The sequence below is a fragment of the Singulisphaera acidiphila DSM 18658 genome (genome assembly GCF_000242455.2).
Taxonomy (GTDB): Bacteria; Planctomycetota; Planctomycetia; order Isosphaerales; family Isosphaeraceae; genus Singulisphaera; species Singulisphaera acidiphila.
Genome location: NC_019892.1, coordinates 4,803,099 through 4,822,447 on the forward strand (window position 1 = coordinate 4,803,099; position 19,349 = coordinate 4,822,447).

A 19,349-nucleotide genomic window follows, 5' to 3' on the forward strand; every position below is an offset into this window, starting at 1 on the left:
GCGTCAGTTCCCCTGTTCGCCTGGAAATCCAAAGAACAATAGGGAAGAAAGGTCAGGTCGCCGGGATCGCCAACGGCCTTTCGTGGGCGTGGGTCAGGTACTCGGCGGGGGGCCCCTCATGGGCGTGCTCGCCGGGTTCGGACCACTTGATCAGCTTGAAGTCCTCGACGAACAGGACGTAGAGGACGGGCACGACCACCTTGGTGACCAGGGTCGCGACCAGCAAGCCGATGATCTGCACGCAGCAGAGCGGCTCCCAGAGCGGTCCCCCCTTCATGGCCAAGGGGACGAGCCCGCCCACGGTCGCCAGGACCGTCACCAGGACCGGCCTCAATCGGACCAGGGCCGCGTCGATCACGGCTCGCCGGAGCGGTTCGCCCCGTTCGTGAGCCTCTTCGATGTATTCGAAGAGCACGATCACGTGGCTGATGATCACGCCGGCCAGCGACGACAGGCCGAGCATCGCGAAGAAACCGAGCGGGACGTTGAAGATCAGGAGGCCCATGAGCCCGCCGATCATCCCGAACGGCACCGCCGCGAAGACGAGCAGCGGCTTGGTCAGGCTGTTGAACTGGAGCACCAGGGCCAGGTAGATCCCGATGATCGAGGCCACCATCGCCACGGACATGAACGCGAACCCTTTGGCCTGCTCCTCCTTCTCGCCACCGAAGGCGAAGCGATAGCCCGGGGGCCATGCCTTCGACGCCTCGACGAGTTGGGTCTCCAACTGGTCGACCACGCGGCTGGGCAGGAGGCCGGGCACGGTGTCGCACTTGACCGTGATACAGCGCTCGTTGTCCCGCCGGCCGATCTTGGGGGAGACCATCTCGGTCTGGAACGTCCCGACCTGCTCGAGTGGGACTTGCGTGTTGGCCCTTGCGCTGAAGACTTGCATAGTGTTCAAGTCCTCCATCCGGCTCCGTTCGTCGGGGCGGAGCCGGAGGATCACCGGGACCTGCCGGTCGCGTTCGCGGATTGTGGTCGCCGTGTAGCCGGAGAGCCCGGCGCTGGTCATCATCGCCACGTCCTGGTTGGTGATCGCCGACATGTTCGCCCGGTCGGTGGCGATGTTGAGGTTGATCTGGAGCGACTCGGGGTCCCAGTCGTCATGGACGTTCTCGGTCCCCGGGAAGGCGACCATCATCCGTTTGACCTCGTCGCCCAGGTGCCGGAGCGTCGCCAGCTCGGGCCCTTGGAGTCGGATCTGGATCGGCGTGCCGATCGGCGGGCCGGACTCGAGCTGTTCGACGGTCACCCGGGCTGCGGCAAACGACGGCGGCAGCTCGCGCTTCATCCGCGCCGCCAGGGCGGCGGTGGCGAAGGCGTCGTGAGTGTGGACCATGATCTGGGCGTAGTTCGCCGCCGGCTGCTCGGGGACGACCGAGAGCCAGAACCGAGGCCCCCCCGCGCCGACGAAGGTGGTGTATGCTTCGGCCTCGGAGCCGGCCAGCTTATCGATGGCCGCGATCGCCTTCATCGCCTCGGCCTTGGTTTGGCGGATCGGCGTCCCCTCGGGGAGGAACAGGTTGACGGTGAACGTGTTGTGCAGGTCTTTGGGAAAGAAGTTGGTGCCGATCTTCGGGACCAGGCTCATTGCCGCGAACAGGACGACCAGGCATGAGGCCAGGGCCGCCCACTTGTGCTCCATGCAGAGCTCGGAGAAGCCGTTGTAGATCCGGGCGAACCGCGAGCCCTTGCCCCCTTCGGCCAGCCCGGACTCGAGCCCCTTCTGCCCCTTGAGCATGTAGTAGCCGAGCATCGGGATGAAGGTCATCGAGACGATCCGGCTGGCCACCAACGAGGCGGTCACGACGATCGGCAGCGATTGGATGAATTCCCCCGCGCCGCCGCCGACCAGGAGCAAGGGCAAGAACGCGACGATGTTCGTGAGTGTGGCGTAGAGGATCGCCCGGGCGAGCTTCTGGGGCCCGAGCCAGGCCGCCACGTCGCGGGGCGTCCCGTGGGCGAGCTCCCGGTTGATCGCGTCGCCGGCCACGACCGGGTCGTCGACGAGCAGGCCGAGGGCGATGATCAAGGCGGCGATCGAGATCTGCTGAATGTCGATCCCGAGCAGGGCGCAAATGCCCAGGGTCATCGCCACCGTGATCGGAATCGAGAGGGCGACGAGCAGGGCGCTGCGCCACTCCATGAAGAGGAGGGTCACGACGATCACGATGACCATCGCCTCGATCAGGCAGTCCTTGAACAGGTCGATCTTACGGTGGACCTCGTGGGGCTCGTCGCTGGTGCGCTCCACCTGCAAGTCGTCGGGCAAGACCCCCTCGAGCGACTTGAGGGTTCGGTCAACGTCTCGGCCGAAATCGGCGATCTGCGTCCCTTTGACGTGGCAGATCGCCAGCGTGACGGCGCGGGTGGTCCAGAGCTGGGCCGGGCCGGTGTGGTGGGGCCCCTTGGCATGGCCTGACTCAGATTCAGACTTCGCCTCCGCCTTCGGTTCGAGGGTGGTCGGCGGGTGGAGTGGGTTGCGCTTCACCGTGCGGAAGTTCAGGGTTCTCGCCGGGTCCTCGTAGCCTCGAACGACCTCGGCTAGGTCGCGGAGATAGAGGGGGTAGCCGTTGCGGACGTCGACGACGGTCTCACCGATCTCCCGCTTGTCGCGGTAAGGGCCGCTCGGCTTGATCGCGAGGGTCTGTTCGGGGAGCTCGACGGAACCGCCGGGCATGTTGATGTTGCGGTAGGCAAGCTGCTGCGCCAGGGCCATCGGCTCGATGCCAAGCCCGCTCAGACGACGGTTGCTGTAGTAGAGGAAGACCGCCTGCTCCTGGACTCCGATCTGCTCGATCTTGCCGACCCGGGGTGATTGTCGGAGCCGGTCCTGGATCAGGTCGGCGAAGCGGTGCAAGTCCTCGTAGGTGTAGCGGGCGACTCCTCCTGGCTCCTCTTGAACGTGTCGCTTCATTTCGCCGGCCAAGGCCCGGGGCTCGCAGATCAAGAGGGCGGGCCAGATGTCGGGGTGCCCGAGGCCCGCGCCCAGGGTTTCTCGCTTCCAGCGGTCGGTCTCGAGATGAAGCCTTGATTCGTCCGCGCCGTCGACCAGCCGAAAGTCGACCACGCCGGCTCCGAGCATCGCGAGGTACTGCCCGTCCTCGACCAGGCCGACTTCGACGAGGTGCTGGAGGGCGGATCGGGCCAACCGCTCGATGAAGTCGGGCGAGACTGACGAGGGGTGAACCAGGACGCCGCTGTACCGCCGGTCGCGCAGCGCCTCGGGCCGGGCTGCGCGGGCCGCCTCCAACTTCCGGACGATTAGCTCGGCCCGCTGCTCGACCTCGAAGTTGGTGATCGGCGGGCTGCTCACGGTGAGCATAGTCGCGACGGTGTCGCCGAAGTCCTTGTTGAGCTTGGGCCGCAACGGCTGGCCGGCGACGGTCGGCAGGTCGGTGATCGCCTCGAGCTTGTTGCTCAGGTCCTGCCAGATTGCCTCGGCGTTCTTGATCGTCTCATAGAGGTCGATGAAGACGATCGACTGCCCCTTCTGGCTGACCGAGCGGACGTGCTCGACGGCCGGGTTCTCGGTCATCACCTTCTCAATTTTGCGGCTGACCTCTTGCTCCACCTCGACGGCGGCGGCCCCCGGATACCAGGTCAGCACCACCCCGCTACGGATCTGGATCAGCGGATCCTGACGCTGCGGCATCGACCGGTAGGCGTAGACTCCCCAAATCAAGGTCCCGACCAGGAGGGTCCAGGCGATCGGCCGCTTGTAGACGAAATATTGCGATGTAGTCATTGGTCCTTACCTACCCCGGGGTGGTCCGGATGGGTTGGCCGTGCATTGGCGAGAAGACGTGGATTCTCGTGCTCGATGGCCATTCCTGGGACCGCGGGCGACCCGCCCAATGGCACTTACTTTCTCGATTTCAGACCGCGTTTGCGTGGTCGCAGTGGGAATTTTCTGCGGCGGGCGATCACCTCACGCGGGTAGTGTCGGCCAGGGCGATTCGCGAGCTTACACTGGCCAGACATCCTCAGAACCAAGTCGATCCGCTCTTGGATCTTCGCGGGGTCCGTGGTATCCAACGACTCCAAGAGCAAGACCTTCACTAACGACCATACCCGGTTGAAGCTCAATCGCCGCGGCGCGATCTCGACCCGAGCCGCAGCCATCCGGCGAATCAGATTCGCCATGTTATAGGCCACTGTCGCCGAGGCCAGTTCCTTCGCGACCATCTCCGTGGATCGGCCACGCATCTCTTCCAAGCGAAGCGTCCGCTTCAAATCACGCAGATCGGTTTCGATATTTTGCCGCTGGCCATAGATCGCGGCGAGCTCGCACCCCTCGTCAGGGAGCCGACTCACAAGCCACAGCGTCAGCTTCTCGGAAATTCGAACCTCGTGCAACCACACACGCAGCGTTGCATCGGCCGGCCATTGTGGGTTCGACTTGCGTTCCCAGCGGTTGGGCTGCCAAGTTAGTTCCCACTGGTCCTTGCCCTGGGCTTTCCCTTGGCGCACCATCGACCGAAATCGCTTCTCAGTCAACCGCAACACGAAGTCGTGGCCCGCCTGGTTGGCTAACCAGGCGAACGCGAAGACGCCAAAATTCCGGTCGGCGATCAACACGGAGCCGACCGGAAGTCGCGGCATCAAACCGGCCGACAATGGGACTTCGCCAATCGCGGCCGGGCCATACATTGCCCCCACTTCCGGACGCACGGTCACACCGCTGGATAACTCGTGGGCCGCTACCAAGTGGAGGATCGGCCAGTGCGATTCTCCGTGTTGATTGCGGGCCGGCGGATACGTTTTGCGCAAGGCGTCAGTGGGTGCCAAAGAGAGCGTGGAACCGTCCACAAGAAACGCGTTACGCCCTTTCACCGATGGCGGAGACTTGGCGATTAAGGCTGCAGAAACCTCGTCAGCCGCCCGTTGAGCCATCTCCACGGGCAGCCGATCTCGCGCTCGCGAAAACCCACCCGTGTTGGCCGAGAACGATTTCTCACGGGCCCGCTTGTTATCAGGGAGCACATCTGCACTTAATCGAGCCAACTCTCCCACAGCGGTGGCCATCGTTGCATTGCAGGTCAACCGTTGATAGATCATCAGCCAGACAACGACCCAAGGCGTGAACACGGTCGAGAGCGTGGGCGGTTTCTGAGCATGCAGGACATCCGGTGGGACCAAGCGATGGAACATCCGAACCGCCTCACCCAAATCGACGACAGCGGGTGATTCCTGGTCATGGTTCATGCGAGGTACTCCCAAAAAATAGGAGTTCATGGCGCAAAAAACGTGCCAGAGGTGCCCCTTATTGCAGGATTGGCGAAAGTAAGTGCCATTGGGCGACCCGCCCGCATTGAATTTCAATGGGATGAATTTCAATCGAATTGAAGAGCAGCGGGGCGCCCGCGGTCCCAGGGGGGGGGAGAGCCAGGAGACTTGTTGCTTGAGTTCTGATCGAATTGTTAGGTCGTTATGCAAGCACGAATCTTATTCCACAATCCGGACCGCCTGGCCGTCGCGGAGGCGGTGGACGCCGGTGGCGACGACGCGGTCGCCCGGGCGGAGGCGGTCGTCGTTGCCCATTCGGATGGCGACCTTGTTGTCGAGGACGTCGTCGAACGCCATCGATACTTCCCGGACGACCGGCTTGCCCCCTTCGTCTTCGACGCGGTAAACCATCAGCGTTTGCGCGGAGGGGCCTGCCGCGACCGAGGTCAGCGGGAGGAGGTAAGCGCGGGTCTCCTTGCGGAAGAGGACGGTCGCCACCATCCCCGGCCGGAGTCCTTGCGGGTTGTCGACGCGGACCTCGATCGGGTAGGTCCGCGTCCGTTCGTCGGCCGACGAGGCGATCTTGTGCATCACGCCGACGAACCGCTGACCGGTGAGCGCGTCGGTGGCGACCTCGACCTTCTGGCCGATCGCGAGCCGGCCGACGAGGGTGTCGGGGACGTTGAACGCGATTACAACGCTGGATATGTCGACGATGGTGAAGGTCCGTTGGTTGGGCGTCACGCGCCCGTTGGCGTCGATCGCACGAACGGCGACCGTACTCTCCTCGAAGGGCACGGTCAGCGAGCAATACTGCAAGTTGGCTTCAGCCTGCTCGAGACCGATCCGGGCCAGGGCGACGTCCCCTTCGGCCGCCTCCTCGGTCGCGGTCATCGCCTTCAGGTTGGTTCGTGCGTTGTCGAGTTCGGCGACGCTGAGCGAGTTCCGCCGCGCGAGCTGCTCGTTGCGCCTGAGATCGATCTGCGCCTGTTCGCTATTTGCCTTGGCCTGGGCCAGCCGGGCGCGGGCGGTCGCCAATCGCTCGGCGGCCTGCCCGCGCTCGCGGCCGTAGTCGTCCGGGTCGAGCCGGGCGATCACCGTCCCCTTGGCGAGCCGGTCCCCCTCGTGGACGTCGCGCATCCGACCCCCCGGGGCGGTGACCTGGTGGAGCGAGGCCACCGTTCCCGAGACCCGGAACGACAGCTCCGCCTTCCTCAACTCCTTGGCCACCCCGCTGTAGCGGAGGCCCGACGAGACCACCTCCTCAACCACCGGGAGGACCCGCACCGAGACCGGCAACGGCTCGACCGCCTTGGGTGCGTGCGCCGCCGCCGCTGTGGCCAGCAGCCAGCGACCCGTGAACGCAGCGGCAGTCGTCACAACCAGACCGACGATACCTAGCGTCGAATTTCGACGCTTCGTCGATTTTGGCGCAAAAAAAGGGGAGGGCTCAGTGGGAGCCGGGTCCGGCGGATTGGCATTCATCGGCGAAGACCTCCTGGGCGATCCGGCGATAGGTTTCGGCATAGTCCCACTCGGTCGAGAGGGGTTTCCAGCCGAAGCCGTCCAGCAGGACCTGGATGCTCTCCCGCAGGGACGAGTACGGGTCGGTGACTTGGGTTTCGGTCAGGAGCGGACGGAAGTTGGCAACGACGGTGTGGGTGCCCAGGACCAGGGTGAGCAGGGCGAACATGACCTGGGGGACGGACACGGTCGGAGCGAGGTCGCCGATGGCGATCGCCTCTTTGATGAAGTTGCGGAGGAGGCTCGTGCATTCGCTTTCGCAGGTCCGGAGCTTGTCCGTCCGCTCCGGCGATGCGCGCTCCTCGAGGTTGGCCATCTTGATGATCAACTCGGAGCGGAAAGCGTGAGGATAGAGCCGGGCGAAGAGCTCATCGGCGATCCCGATCCCGAGCAACCGCTCACGAGGCCGGCCGCGGAAACTTGCGGCCCGCTCGAAGAGCGAGAGACGCTGCTCCATCGACTGCGACGCCAGGGCCATCACCAGGTCTTCCTTGGTTGAGAAGTGCTGGTAGATCGTCCCCTTGGAGTACTCCGTCGCCTCGGCGAGCCGGTCCATGCTCAGCCCCGCATAGCCCTGCGCGATGAGCATCGTGCGGGCCACATCCAGCAGATGCAGCTCGCGCTGACGGACCTCACGTTGTTTCCTAGGCGTTGTGGCCATGTCGGGGATTATTGACGGATCGTCGAAAAACGTCAAGGCGTCGAAAAAAGAATCGTTGTTCTTAAGACCGAATGGGATCGCGAGCGACCCATCTGTTCTTCAGCTCGAGCTAAATTCAAGAGAGGGCGGGGTGTTTCGTCGGCCTTTTCATTCCAAAGGATCATGCTTGGGCGAGGCTTTCAGAGGGCCGAGGCGACGGCCCTGAGCCAGACCGCGACTGCGACGGCTCCGGGGTCGGGGTGTCCGAGCACGCGGTCGCCGAGATAGCTGGAGCGGCCTCGGCGGGGCGACATCCGTGCCGTGGCTTCGGAGCCTGCTTCTGCGGCTTCTGCAGCGGCGTCCAGGGCTTCCGTGGGCGTGTCGCTTGCGTCCAGAGAGGCTTCGAGGGCTTCAAGTGCGGGCAGGAGAGCGTCCAGCATGGTGCGGTCGCCGAGACGCGAGCCGCCCAGCTCGCCGATGGCGTCGGTGCCGGCGCGGAAGGCGTCGGTCCAGGACTTGGGGTCGGTGGGCGCGAGGTTGCGGAGCCGGGCCGAGGCGCGGAGGAAGAGTAGGGCGTAGAGCGCCCCCGAGGTGCCGCCGAGCGCCTTTTGAAGTGTCAGGCCAAGGGCCTGCAAGGTCGCGCTGGGATCGTCGAGCGGATACGAGGACGTGCCGAGGGCCTCGCGCACGGCCCGGGCGCCTCGTTCCAGGCTGAGGCCGAGGTCGCCGTCGCCGACGATCCGGTCGAGTTCCGTCAGCGTGGGCTCGGCGTCGATGAGTGCCACCATGGCCGCGAGGATCGTGTGCTCCAGCGCCCGGCCGAGCTCGGTCCGTGGCGGCTCCGAAGCCGACCGGGGCTTCTTCTTGGCTTTCCCCCGCTGGATTCCGCCAGCCTGGGGGACGCGCTGTCGGTTCGCGGCATTGGGCCAGGCAGGGGCCTCGGTCGCCGCGTCGAGCCGGGCCAGCCGTGCATCGTCCACCCGGAGGACGGACAGCGAGACCCCGGCCATCTCGAGGGCGGACAGAAAGGTCCCGAGGTACACCCGCTCGACCTGGACCCCGAGCGACTCGAGCGTGGCGAGGGCGCAGCGGGCGACGATCAGCAGCTCCATCGTGGGAGTGGCCCCCAGGTTGTTGATCAGTAGGGCGACTCGTTCGCCAGGGGCAGGCGGGGCGTCGCCGAGGATGGCGTTGATGAGGTGGTCGACCAGGTCGTCGGCCGGCTCGAGCGGCTCGCGACGGACGCCCGGCTCGCCGTGAATGCCCAGGCCGAGCTCGATCTCATCGTCGCCGAGCGAGAAGCTTGGCCGGCCCGCGGCCGGGACTGTGCAAGGGGTCAAGGCGACCCCCATTGTGCCGACCGCCTCGGCGGCGGCCCTGGCTTCGGCGGTGACTTGCTCCAGGCTGGCCCCCGCCTCGGCGGCCGCCCCCGCGATCTTGTGGACCAGGATCGTGCCGGCCAGCCCGCGCCGCCCTGCGTTGTCGGCCGTCGCGGCCAGGGCGACGTCGTCGGCCACCACGACCATTTCCACGTCGAACCCTTCGGCCCGAGCCATCTCGGCCGCCAAACCGAAGTTCAGGCGGTCCCCCGTGTAATTCTTGACGATCAGTAGGACCCCCGGCGGGCCGGCCACCGCGCGGATCGCCGCGAGCACGGCGTCGGGGCTGGGGGAAGTGAAGACTTCTCCGAGAACCGCCGCGCTGAGCATCCCCCGTCCGACATACCCCGCGTGCGCTGGCTCGTGCCCGCTCCCTCCCCCGGAGATCAAGGTCACATGGCGATCGCGCTCTTCACGCGCATCGGAGCGGACGACGACCGCCTGGCCAGGCAGGCGAACCAGGCCGGGATACGTTGCAACCAACCCCTCAACCATTTCCTCGACAGCCACCTCCGGCCGGTTAATCAGCTTTTTCATCGGCCTTGCGCCTCTCACCGTCCCTTTTTTTCACCAATCGCCCTCACCATTTTGGATCTTCCCGGTTGAGAGCCCGCACGGCAAGGAGGCGGGGATTCGGCGGCCCAAGAATCCCATAGGTCCGCTCGATGCGGTTGATGTTTGATGCGCTGCGCGTTCTCCGTTGTGGATGTGCAAATGTCTCTTACCTCGGCAGGCTTGGCCCATCATTGGCCTTGGTCTTTCGCAAGGCGGCGAGGTGGTCGGACATCGTCGGCCAGTTCGGTCGGAGCCGGAGAGCGGCCTCGCTGTGGGTGATCGCGCCGTCGAGGTCGCCCGCCTTGGCGAGGGCATTTGCGAGGTCGACGTGAGTCAGGGGGTCGTTCGGGTCGAGGCTCAGGGCCTCTTGCAGGCGGCCCTGGGCTTGCTTGGGCTTCCCGAGGTGGTCCAGGAAGCCGGCCATTCGGCGGAGTGCTTCCACCCGGTCGGGCTCTTTGTTGACCTGCTTGTCGTATGCGGCGATCGCGTCGCGGACCTTCCCTCGGGCCGCGAGGACTTCGGCCTGGCCGTAGGCTGCGGCGGAGTCTCCCGGCTGGATCCGAAGCGCGGCCTGGAAGCCGGCCGCCGCCTCGTTGAGTTGCCCGGCCTTCAACCGGAGCGTGGCCAGCTTGTCAATTGCCATAACGCCGTAGGGTCGCTGCTTAATGATGGCTTCATATTGCGTGACCGCCTGGCTTGGCGCTCCGAGTTCGGTCAGAAGGTAGGCGTAGTGGGTGCGGAGCATCCAGTCGTCCGGGGCAGTTTGCAGGGCGGTTCGACAGGTGTCGACGGCCGCTTGAAGCGCTTCGGGGCCGAGGGCCTGTTGGCGTTCTTGTGCTTGCTCTTCCCAATGCCTCTCGCGTTCGGCGTTGTCGAGTTGTTCGGTGAACGGCGGATTTTGCAGCATCTCGTGGATTCGGATCGCGTTCCGGGTCCGTTCTCGCTGGGTGTAGGCCAGGCGCTCCGCGCAGGTTTGTTCCGAGAGGGCTTGCGGCCCCAGCCTCATCGCCGGGTCCACGAGCTTGGCGATCTTCTGGAAGACGCCGCTGGCCAGCAAGTGGTTTCCCGAGAACGTCAGATGGACGTGCTCATAGAAGAGGTCTTTCCCGGGCAGCCCGTTCGGGCTGTTGGCCGCGAATTCTCGCTCGGCGTCGACGAGCAAGACGCCACGGGCCTGGTCCGTGGCGGCAACCTGACGGATCGTCTCGTTCAGAGTCGAGTCCGCGCGGAACCGCAAGGCGTCCAGGTCGCGGGCCCGGATGGAGGCTTGACGGGCCTCCGCGTTACGCCCGAGCGCGGTGAGGCACCGTCCGCGCAGGAACTCGAGTTCGGCGAACGTGTCGTCGATCCGGGTTGCGTCGTCCAGGTGGCGGAGGGCCTCGGTGAATTGCCCCGCCGCATGTTGCTGCACGCCTTCGCGATAAAAGGCCTCCCAGGCAGTGCGTTGGGCTGGCGCGAGTCGCGCGGAGTGTTCCGAGGCGAAGGGGGGGCAATCGGCCAGGTTCACCGGCACAGTGCAAACGACGACCTTTGCCCCCGCGCTGAGGCCGGCTTCGCAGACTTGGCCGAGGTTTTCCCGGAAGTGGGCGTAAGTCGCCCGCAGGCGAGGGTCGTCGGCGGGCACCCGGCTGCCTTGGAACATGGCCATGCCGTCCCAGTACCGGGGTCCTTTGCCGGCCAACCGGGTGGCTCGCAAGCCGGCGCTCATGAGTTGGCCGATCCTGGTGTCCTTCACCCAGAGCGAGGTACGGATCAGGCGTCTGCTCGGCGCGTACGGCCCGATCACGCCCGCGGCTCCGAACGGCCCGACCACCTCGTTGTTTCCCAGCAAGACGACGAACAGGTCGGGTTGATAACGGGCGCACTCCCGCGCGATGTCGACGACGGCGTGGGAGTTGATGGCGACCAATGCGGTGTTGATGACCTCGAACCGGACCTTCGGGAACCGGTCGCGAAGCATCACCTCGAGGATTCGTGCGAAGCTCGTCGACGGGTCGGGAATCCCCATCGCGGCCGACTCGCCCAGCACGAAGACGCGGCAGGTGCCCGCCGGCTTGGCGGCCGGGAAGGCGAGCGACACGGGAGCCCGGACGAGGCTCGGAGGGAAGAACCGGCGACCGAACTCGGGGTTGTCGGTCAGGGAGAGCTCCCCCTTCGCCCCTTGACGTGCGAGGAAGAATGAGGTAGGGCGGCCGTATCCCGCAAGCTGCAAGCCCGTCTCGAGCAGCCCCAGGAACAAGACTGGCCCCAACACCAACGACGTGAGCCGGTAGATCCAGAGCCGCCGCCGGATTGGGCGCACCGGTGCCCCCTCACGAGCGGGCCTCGCATCGGCTGCGCCTTCCGTGTTGCCGTTCTGGTCGGTGGTCAACGCCCTTTGGTCCTCCGCATACTACTTTACAGCCTGTCGCCGTGGGCGTGCAACCGCCGTATCGGTTGAAGAACCCTCTCTGAGGAAAAACGCGTGGTTGCGAATTTAACTGATGTATAACAAAAAAAGGACGTCCTCTTCCTCGATCGTTTTGCCTCCCCGCCGAGGATTGGTAAAACGCCTCTTGTTTCGTCAGAAACGTGGTGTGCCAGAGCAGGTTACGTTTCCCTGCCAATCGTGCATTGCTTTCCTTCACTCCAAGTCATCGTTCGCTTGGGACTGATTGGGCTTTAGAATTTTTCTTTACAGCGAGTTCGCCCGAGTTATATAAGGGTAACTAGCTGGTAACTCGCTATTGTCAAAACATTCTGGAATTCTATTTTTTTGGGTTGTTGGATTTGGTCCGCGGATTGCATGTTTGGGATAGGCGTCGTGCGCGCCTTTTCACCCAGATCATGGATGAGGGGGCGGCGGTCCTACTCAATTCGGTCCTCGAAATATTCTATTTAGTGGAATTTCATGGACTTTGTTCGGTCACGGTAGGCCCTTCATTTCGTTATTGTCCGGAGGTCGTTTCGATGGTTGAAGGTTGTGTCCAATGCTCGTGCTGCGCGCGGCTCTGGGTGGCCGTGGCCTTGATCGGCTTCTTGGGGGGGTGCGGATCGGGTAGCACCTCGGCCAATTACAAGTCGGCGCGGCTCGAGGGGGAAGTCACGCTGGACGGCAAGCCTCTTGATGACGGGGCCATCCAGTTCGTCCCCCAGGATCAGCAGGCCCCACCGGTCACGGTGCCGATCCTCAAAGGCCGTTACGTCGCTTCCAAGGTCGGCCTGGGCAAGGTGACTGTGATGCTGAGCGGGGCAACCGCCGAGCGGCCCGCCGTGGTTTCCAGCAGTTATACTCCGCCTCCCTCCGTCACCATACCGGCCCGTTATAAGAACGGCTTCCCGATCGAGGTGAAGGAGGATACGGCCGACCAAAATTTCGCGATGTCTTCGAAGTAATTATTTCTTGTCTTCTTAGCTTACCTTTACGTTTCGCCAGGCGGTCAAGGAGTTCCTTTCATGCCTCAAACGCGACGCGGGTTCACGCTGATCGAACTGCTCGTGGTCATTGCCATCATCGCCGTCCTCATTGCCCTGCTCTTGCCGGCCGTTCAGGCGGCTCGTGAGGCGGCTCGACGCTCCCAATGTGTGAACAATCTCAAGCAGCTTGCCCTCGGGATGCACAACTATCACGATACCCAGGGGTCGCTCCCCATGGGGGCTCGCACCAAGTATGGCGCCGCTGCTCCGCCGGGGGCCAATACCGGCTGGAACAACGATATGACCTGGTACGCCGGGATCGGCGGAACCATCGAGCAGCAGGCATGGTTCAATAGCCATAACTTTAATATGAGCTATAGCGATCCGTCGAACATGACCGGTCGCAAGACCAAGATCGCCACCTTTGCCTGCCCCTCCGACGGCCTCCGGGAAGACGAGTGGACGGACGCGACCTGGTCCCGGATCCGGAGCAATTACGCCGCGAACTTCGGCAACACCAACTACGGGCAGACGATGAAGGTCAACATCCCCTTCCTCGGCGCTCCGTTCGGCATTGGTGTGAGCTATGGCTTCAAGGACCTCAGCGACGGTACCAGCACGACGCTGCTGCTGGGCGAGATCCTCACCACGCTCACCACCCCCGGATGGGGCGGCCCGCTCAGCGAGGTCTCGATCGCCAGCGGCGGCAATGGATTCGAGACTTGGAATACGCCGAATTCGGCAAACGCCGACGAGGCCGACCGCGTCTGCCCGGCCCCTCAGGATCTGAACGGCATCAAGGCGTGTATCATTAGCGCTGGCACCGGCACGGCCGACGCCACCCAGAACCAGTCATTCGCTCTGCGGAGCCACCACTCCGGCGGCGTCAACGCCGCCATGGGCGACGGTTCGGTCCGGTTCTTCAAGGACTCGATCAGCACGACCGTCTGGCGTGCCCTCTCGACCAGCAGAGGATCCGAGGTCGTCAGCTCCGACAGCTATTGAGCGGCCTGCTCTCCAACGGCTGGGCCAGCAAGGGTTTGCCTTGCTGGCCCAGCCGCTTGTTTTTGGGGGGATTCCTCAAAGGCTCTTTATTTCCTTTTCCATGAATTCAAGACCGGCGAGGGGGACGCAGCCTCAAGGGAGCGTCCATTCTGCGTTCCAGTCTTCCCTTACAGTGCCGATGGCTCTTCCTCCGCTCCCGGAGTTGGTGTTCTGAGCCTCTTGCTTCGGAGCAGGGTGCCAGTACAGGTGGAGTCATCGGTCTGGGGACCCGGGAAAACGTATCCCAGCCATTTCCCCGTGGGCGACTTCCGCCGATACTTCGCGGCATCCTTGGGGCTCGAGGCATCCCTCCAATGGGCGAGCGGCAACAGCCGCTTGCAGCGCGTTTTGCAGGCGGTGCATTGGTAATAGCTGACGAGATTGAGGGGGAGGGCCAGGCGTCGCAATGACCGCCGCTGGCAGGAAGGGCAGGGAATGCCGAGGATGGCGTCGAGCGTGACCATGATGAGCAAGACGATGAGCAGGCCGATCGCCACCCACAAGAGAGCCAAACAATAGGGAGCCAGCCCCGCCGGGCCGAGCCGATACGCCCCAAGGAGGATGGCGACCGCCACGTTGACGGTCATGATTTGGGCGAGGGTCGATTGTTGGCGACGGGGTGAAGCCATCCCACCTTCCCCATATTTTTTTGAGACGCTAAAGATCCCTCCACTCTATTCCCAAGGGGGCATCCGGCAAATCATAAATTTCGGCCGGGCCACGTCGGAGATCCGCCGGTCGTAGGCAAATCCCGCCCGAAACGCCCGTACCACGCCAGGTTGAAATCCCATCGAGGCGACGTGTGATTTGCCGGTTGGCTTGTGGAATCTCTTGCGTCTTGATGGCTGAAAGACGCCAGGTCGGTCGGCGAGAAGGGGCGGAATCCCTGCGATCCGGCCGAGGGCAAGAATCTCCGGGGCGATGTCGAGACCGACGGGATCGGCATCGCCGTCTCGCCGGTGCGAACGAGTCTCGTCAGCTATCTGGGTTGGAGCGGAGGTCGAGCGGGCGACCTCCGAGCCACTATGCGGCTTCTTTCAGGCCGTTCTTCTTCAGGTCAGCGAGCCCGGCAGCGGCCGGTTCCCTGGTGTGCCGGGCCTCTTTTTTCTGTTACGGGCCTGCCTTGCTCTGGATCACGGGGGCGCGATGGGTAAACACCTGCTGGCCGCGCTCGGTTCGCTCGTTGGTTTGGTCATAAACGACGTGGCGATTCTCGATCTGGGTGCGGTAGGTCGTGCTGGAAACGGTAATCGAAACCACTTCCCCGTCGAGCGGCCCACCCTTGAGCGTGATATCCATCAGATTTCCCTTCAGAGCGCAATGAGCGTGGTTGACGTTCGAGTTGTCCCCCTGATCCGATCCCAATCGGCCAGAGGAGTCAAGTCGCAATCTGGGTGCATGCGTGGACAATGAATGACGTGGGAAACTCACCCTGTCCACAGAGACACGATTTTTAAAGTGGGAAAGATAGGTAAATTGGGTTTGGTGATGCGGTTGTTTGGGGGCTTTGGAGCGACGGTTGGGTTGCGACCGTCGTCGGTCGAATGGGAGCGATTATACGCGAATGGCTGATCCCGTGAAGGGGTTACAGGGCCGTATGGTCTTTTTGTGGGTGGGGTCGTCGACCTTCCGTTCGGTTTGGCTTGGGAACCGCCCCTCGCCGTGTCGAGGGGGATGAGGGGTGATGGTGGGGGGGGACACCGTTTTGGACGGGAGACCCGGCCGGCTCAGGTTGGCGAGAGATCTGGCCGGCTCAGGTTGAGTGGAGTGGTTCGCTCAACTTGCTTTGCCTTTGTGGGCTCCGTGGCAGGCCTTGCAGGAGGCCGAGAGCCGCTGGTGCGCGGCCTTGGCCGCTGCCAAGTCGTGGTTCTTGGCGGCGGTGTCGAGGGCCTTCGAGTCGGCGAGGTAGAGGTCGGAGAGTTTGGTCCAGGACGCCTTGTCCCCCTTCGAAGGGCTGTTCTTCGTCAGTGCCGCTCCGAAGGTCACGAAGTCCTTGGCGGACTTCTCGATGCTCTCCCAGTCGGGCGCCGAAGCGCTGAGGTCGGTCTTAAGCTTGGCGAGCGGAGAGTTGGGCCCCTTGTTGAGCTTGACCATCACCTGCTTGATACTTGGCGTGGCCTCATTATCCGCTCCGGCGAGGAGGGAGACCGATGCGATCAGAACCACTCCCGCTGTCAGCGCAAACGTTTTCATCGCAGACTCCTGCCGCAGGGTTTTCGGTGGGACCGCACACCGGACGCCCTGCCCGCCCAGAGCGCGGACGCAACATTGTTGGCAAGCCCCTCGCCAAAAGGCCAGAGAGTGCCCGCAAACTTGCAGCCACTTCTCCCGCCTCCCCCCCCCTGGGATCACGGGCACCCCGCCCACTCTTTATTTTGATTTTAATATTTATTAATAATTGTTTTTATTGTTTATGTGATCCTGGATTGTCGATTTTTATTGCAGAGGTATTCAAAAAGATGCGGGCGAGGCGCCGCGGTTCCAGGGGGGGAGAGAGCCGGTTCGCGAGCCTGCTGTTGTTCGGTCAAGCTGGGGGGCTGTTTCCACTCGTGGCTCGTCATCTCACTGGGAGCCATTGCACGGCATCGGCAATCACATTCTTGCCGGTCGTCCCTTCGTTGGAAATCCGGACCCAACCGGAGCGGCCGGCTTGGAATCGGAAGGTGCCGAGGGTGCGGAACAACCGGTTGTGCGAAGGGGCCTCTTGCTGGTTGATGCGGAGCGTCGTCTCGCCGTCGGCATGATGAATCGTCACCGGCGTGTTGGTGGGGCGGCGGATGTTGTAGCAATGGGCCAGCCGGACCTCGTAGCGGCCGTCGTGAGGGAGGTCGGGAATGAAGGTCACCGACTTCTTGCCTTTGCCCTCCTTGAGATCATGGAGGTAGCCGAGTCCCACATAGGGCGGCGTATGCGTGGAATATTGCCATGTTCCCACCAGAGTGGCCGCCGTGTCATCGACCACGATGCCGGGCAGCGATGCCGGATCCGCCACGATGAAAGGGACTAACGCCGGTTGATCCACGTCACCCGGCGGGTGGGTGTTGGGCAGGGCATCGGGGTGCGGCCTGAGCTTGGCGGCGGCCACCGGCGGCGCCCCCTTCAGAGCGGCCAGCGGAGCCACCAGCAGGGTGAGCAGGATGAGGGTCTGTTTGTGGTCTGGTTTCATCATCAACTCGCAACCGATTCTCAATGCCGCGATGACTGCACTTTGCCATTGAATATCGGAATAGCGTAATATTCAAGTGGGTATGAACTGGAGGGGGTTTTCGGTCTGAGAATTGCGGGGTTGCTTGAGAAGAAGAGGGGGGGGCTGCGGCCATTGTCATCCCTCGGGGAATCGAGCCGAGGACTTCGCTCCTGACATGGATTGGCATGAGCTTTACCGCTGTACGACGTTTCTTGGGAGTTGTTCTCGTTCACTGGCATGCCTGCGAATGCGAGCCGCTCTCCCCCCATCGGGGGAGAATTATGCGAGGACGATCATGGCTCGACCTTTCCAAGATCGGTACGACGCCGGCCGCCAACTCGCCGGGGAACTGGTCCACTACGCCGGTCGTCCGGACGTGCTGGTGCTGGCTCTGCCGCGCGGCGGTGTGCCGGTCGCCTACGAGGTGGCCCGTGTCTTGGGCGTCCCGCTCGATCTCTTCCTGGTGCGCAAGCTCGGCGTCCCGGGGCAGAAGGAGTTGGCGATGGGCGCGATTGCGACCGGTGGCGTCCGCCTGCTCAACGAGGAGATCGTCCGCAGGTTCGGGATCCCTCCCGAGGTCATCGACCGGGTCACGGCGACCGAGCGTCAGGAACTCGAACGACGCGAGCAGGTCTATCGCGGCGACCGGCCGAAGCCTGAGGTGCGGGGCAAGACGGCCATCCTGATCGATGACGGCCTGGCCACCGGCGCCAGCATGCGGGCGGCCGTGGCCGCCCTGCGGCAGATGCAGCCGGCCCGGACCGTTATCGCCGTGCCGATCGCGGCACCGTCAACCTGCAAGGAGTTCCAGGACGAGGTCGACGAGGTTATCTGCGCCCGGACGCCCGAGCCGTTCTACGCCGTCGGCCTCTGGTATGAGGACTTCTCGCAGACCAGCGATGAAGAAGTTCGTGACCTGCTCACACGCGCCGAGAGCGAGCGGCCGGCCACCAAGTCCGAGGGCTGAGCGGAGCGGCCGGCCAGCGCGTTTCAGGGGGATCGGGGGTGATGGGATCATGGACGCGACAGGACAAGGGCAGGGGGGCGTGCGGTCGGTTAAGGTGCCGGCCGGCTCCGTCACACTTGAAGGGGATCTCGGTGTCCCTGCGGGAGCGCGCGGGGTGGTCCTGTTCGCGCACGGCAGCGGGAGCAGTCGGCTGAGCCCTCGGAATCGGTTCGTCGCGGGGGCGCTCAGGGCCGAGGGGCTTGCGACCTTGCTGATCGACTTGCTGACTCCGGAGGAGGAGGCGGTGGACCTGCGGACGCGGCACCTCCGGTTCGATATCGCGCTGCTTGCCGAGCGGCTCGTCGGCGTTACTGACTGGCTCGGGGCTGATCCGGAGACCCTTGGCCTGAAGGTCGGTTACTTCGGTGCCAGCACCGGGGGCGGGGCCGCCCTGGTGGCGGCGGCCGAGCGGCCGGACGTCGTGGGTGCGGTTGTCTCCCGAGGCGGTCGGCCCGACCTCGCCAGGCCGGCTCTGGCCCACGTCAAGGCGCCCACGCTCCTGATCGTCGGTGGAGACGATGAGCCGGTGATCGCGTTGAATCGGGAGGCGCTGGCGCAGCTGCGCTGCGAGAACCGCCTGGAGATCATCCCCGGCGCAACCCACCTGTTCGAGCAACCCGGAACGCTCGAAGCGGTCGCGATGATCGCGGGGGAGTGGTTCCGAACTCATCTCATCGCGCCGGCCGGGGCCGCGTTGTCGCCCTGACTTGCGGGCACGACATCAATCTCTGTTTTGGAAGCAATAAGAAGGAGCCGGGTCGTCCCGAGTGAGAAGCCTCGGGACGATCCGGCTCAATGGGTTTCAAAGCATGGCTTTGGAAAGGCATCGAAGTGAGCCGCGCGGATGCCCTTGAGAACCGGCGAGGTCGGTCAGGGGAGGTTGATCTTGAGCTCCTCACCCTCCTTGACCTCGACCGTAACCTCTTCATTGCGTTTCTTTCTCTGCTTGGTTGCATCGGACTGGAGCAGGACACGGTACTTTCCGGGCATGGCACCGGCGTTACCTCCGGCCGAGTTGACAGAGAACGAGCCGTCGGACTGGACCGGCCCCATGGCTTGCGTGGTGCTGCCGCCATCGAGGAGCGGTTCCAGGGTGATGATCCCTTCGGTCACAGGCTTACCATCGACGCTCACCGTCCCCTTGGTCGGGACGGTCTTGATTTTCGGGGCTGCCGCAGTGTCCTCGCCGTTGCACCCGACCACCAGCGTGGCGATCAGGGCGGCGGCGAATCCGCGAACGAGGCAGGACAGAGGTCGGCAACGATTCTGAGGGGGATTCATGGACGCTTTCCCGAGAATGAGAGGTGTCGGATCGCAACCACCGGACTTCTCACACCCCCGGTTCTCCGGGAGTCGAGTCTCCTGAACGGACGAATCAAGCCAGGA

General features: G+C 64.0%; 15 protein-coding genes. 4 read left to right on the forward strand and 11 right to left on the reverse strand.

Features of this window, described 5'->3' with window-relative positions:
* Positions 1 to 52: 52 nt before the first annotated feature.
* From SINAC_RS18860 to SINAC_RS18885, 6 genes are all read right to left on the reverse strand, one after another.
* The gene (locus SINAC_RS18860) at positions 53 to 3,751 is read right to left on the reverse strand and encodes an efflux RND transporter permease subunit (RefSeq protein WP_015247207.1); all 3,699 of its coding nucleotides are present in this window, start codon (positions 3,749 to 3,751) and stop codon (positions 53 to 55) included.
* 116 nt (positions 3,752 to 3,867) lie between these two features.
* Positions 3,868 to 5,211, reverse strand: coding sequence for an IS4 family transposase (locus SINAC_RS18865; RefSeq protein ID WP_015243913.1), 1,344 nt, complete (start codon positions 5,209 to 5,211; stop codon positions 3,868 to 3,870).
* Positions 5,212 to 5,451: 240 nt separating this feature from the next.
* Positions 5,452 to 6,717 (reverse strand): efflux RND transporter periplasmic adaptor subunit, encoded by a 1,266-nt coding sequence (locus tag SINAC_RS18870; protein WP_015247208.1) that lies wholly within the window; start codon positions 6,715 to 6,717, stop codon positions 5,452 to 5,454.
* Positions 6,683 to 7,417 (reverse strand): TetR/AcrR family transcriptional regulator, encoded by a 735-nt coding sequence (locus SINAC_RS18875; RefSeq protein ID WP_015247209.1) that lies wholly within the window; start codon positions 7,415 to 7,417, stop codon positions 6,683 to 6,685. Before SINAC_RS18875 ends, SINAC_RS18870 begins: the two co-directional genes overlap by 35 nt.
* A 179-nt stretch (positions 7,418 to 7,596) precedes the next feature.
* Positions 7,597 to 9,312 carry a glycerone kinase gene (locus SINAC_RS18880; protein WP_015247210.1) on the reverse strand — a complete coding sequence of 572 codons (1,716 nt, stop codon included), beginning with the start codon at positions 9,310 to 9,312 and terminating at the stop codon, positions 7,597 to 7,599.
* A gap of 184 nt (positions 9,313 to 9,496) precedes the next feature.
* A complete protein-coding gene (locus tag SINAC_RS18885; protein ID WP_015247211.1) occupies positions 9,497 to 11,701 on the reverse strand; it encodes a tetratricopeptide repeat protein in 2,205 nt (734 codons plus the stop codon).
* A gap of 578 nt (positions 11,702 to 12,279) precedes the next feature.
* Between SINAC_RS18885 and SINAC_RS18890 the strand changes: the two genes are divergently transcribed.
* Positions 12,280 to 12,705, forward strand: coding sequence for a P-loop NTPase family protein (locus SINAC_RS18890; protein WP_015247212.1), 426 nt, complete (start codon positions 12,280 to 12,282; stop codon positions 12,703 to 12,705).
* A 60-nt stretch (positions 12,706 to 12,765) separates the two neighbouring features.
* Entirely contained in the window at positions 12,766 to 13,731 is a 966-nt protein-coding gene (locus SINAC_RS18895) for a DUF1559 domain-containing protein (protein WP_015247213.1), read from the forward strand.
* A gap of 167 nt (positions 13,732 to 13,898) precedes the next feature.
* Here SINAC_RS18895 and SINAC_RS18900 read toward each other — a convergent pair whose 3' ends face one another.
* From SINAC_RS18900 to SINAC_RS18915, 4 genes are all read right to left on the reverse strand, one after another.
* Positions 13,899 to 14,399 (reverse strand): hypothetical protein, encoded by a 501-nt coding sequence (locus SINAC_RS18900; RefSeq protein WP_015247214.1) that lies wholly within the window; start codon positions 14,397 to 14,399, stop codon positions 13,899 to 13,901.
* A 481-nt stretch (positions 14,400 to 14,880) separates the two neighbouring features.
* On the reverse strand, positions 14,881 to 15,069 hold the full coding sequence (locus tag SINAC_RS18905; RefSeq protein ID WP_015247215.1) for a hypothetical protein: 189 nt from the start codon (positions 15,067 to 15,069) through the stop codon (positions 14,881 to 14,883).
* A 477-nt stretch (positions 15,070 to 15,546) separates the two neighbouring features.
* Complete coding sequence (locus SINAC_RS18910; RefSeq protein ID WP_015247216.1) at positions 15,547 to 15,963, reverse strand: cytochrome c; 417 nt, start codon at positions 15,961 to 15,963, stop codon at positions 15,547 to 15,549.
* Between the two features lie 364 nt (positions 15,964 to 16,327).
* Positions 16,328 to 16,939: a golvesin C-terminal-like domain-containing protein gene (locus SINAC_RS18915; RefSeq protein WP_020467323.1), complete on the reverse strand. Its 612-nt coding sequence runs from the start codon at positions 16,937 to 16,939 to the stop codon at positions 16,328 to 16,330.
* Positions 16,940 to 17,252: 313 nt separating this feature from the next.
* Here SINAC_RS18915 and SINAC_RS18920 point away from each other — a divergent pair, with 313 nt between their 5' ends.
* Complete coding sequence (locus SINAC_RS18920) at positions 17,253 to 17,924, forward strand: phosphoribosyltransferase (protein WP_015247217.1); 672 nt, start codon at positions 17,253 to 17,255, stop codon at positions 17,922 to 17,924.
* A 49-nt stretch (positions 17,925 to 17,973) separates the two neighbouring features.
* The gene (locus tag SINAC_RS18925) at positions 17,974 to 18,669 is read left to right on the forward strand and encodes a dienelactone hydrolase family protein (RefSeq protein ID WP_015247218.1); all 696 of its coding nucleotides are present in this window, start codon (positions 17,974 to 17,976) and stop codon (positions 18,667 to 18,669) included.
* A 164-nt stretch (positions 18,670 to 18,833) separates the two neighbouring features.
* On the opposite strand, the gene SINAC_RS18930 is transcribed toward SINAC_RS18925, so the two are convergent.
* Positions 18,834 to 19,244: a hypothetical protein gene (locus SINAC_RS18930; RefSeq protein ID WP_015247219.1), complete on the reverse strand. Its 411-nt coding sequence runs from the start codon at positions 19,242 to 19,244 to the stop codon at positions 18,834 to 18,836.
* Between the last annotated feature and the right edge of the window lie 105 nt (positions 19,245 to 19,349).

Bases quoted from the DNA above. Each gene is read 5' to 3' on its own strand.
- SINAC_RS18895 (WP_015247213.1), top strand. From the start codon at position 12,766: ATGCCTCAAACGCGACGCGGGTTCACGCTGATCGAACTGCTCGTGGTC.
- SINAC_RS18915 (WP_020467323.1), bottom strand. From the start codon at position 16,939: ATGATGAAACCAGACCACAAACAGACCCTCATCCTGCTCACCCTGCTG.
- SINAC_RS18925 (WP_015247218.1), top strand. From the start codon at position 17,974: ATGGACGCGACAGGACAAGGGCAGGGGGGCGTGCGGTCGGTTAAGGTG.
- SINAC_RS18870 (WP_015247208.1), bottom strand. From the start codon at position 6,717: ATGAATGCCAATCCGCCGGACCCGGCTCCCACTGAGCCCTCCCCTTTT.
- SINAC_RS18860 (WP_015247207.1), bottom strand. From the start codon at position 3,751: ATGACTACATCGCAATATTTCGTCTACAAGCGGCCGATCGCCTGGACC.
- SINAC_RS18900 (WP_015247214.1), bottom strand. From the start codon at position 14,399: ATGGCTTCACCCCGTCGCCAACAATCGACCCTCGCCCAAATCATGACC.
- SINAC_RS18930 (WP_015247219.1), bottom strand. From the start codon at position 19,244: ATGAATCCCCCTCAGAATCGTTGCCGACCTCTGTCCTGCCTCGTTCGC.
- SINAC_RS18890 (WP_015247212.1), top strand. From the start codon at position 12,280: ATGGTTGAAGGTTGTGTCCAATGCTCGTGCTGCGCGCGGCTCTGGGTG.
- SINAC_RS18875 (WP_015247209.1), bottom strand. From the start codon at position 7,417: ATGGCCACAACGCCTAGGAAACAACGTGAGGTCCGTCAGCGCGAGCTG.
- SINAC_RS18920 (WP_015247217.1), top strand. From the start codon at position 17,253: ATGGCTCGACCTTTCCAAGATCGGTACGACGCCGGCCGCCAACTCGCC.
- SINAC_RS18905 (WP_015247215.1), bottom strand. From the start codon at position 15,069: ATGGATATCACGCTCAAGGGTGGGCCGCTCGACGGGGAAGTGGTTTCG.
- SINAC_RS18910 (WP_015247216.1), bottom strand. From the start codon at position 15,963: ATGAAAACGTTTGCGCTGACAGCGGGAGTGGTTCTGATCGCATCGGTC.
- SINAC_RS18865 (WP_015243913.1), bottom strand. From the start codon at position 5,211: ATGAACCATGACCAGGAATCACCCGCTGTCGTCGATTTGGGTGAGGCG.
- SINAC_RS18880 (WP_015247210.1), bottom strand. From the start codon at position 9,312: ATGAAAAAGCTGATTAACCGGCCGGAGGTGGCTGTCGAGGAAATGGTT.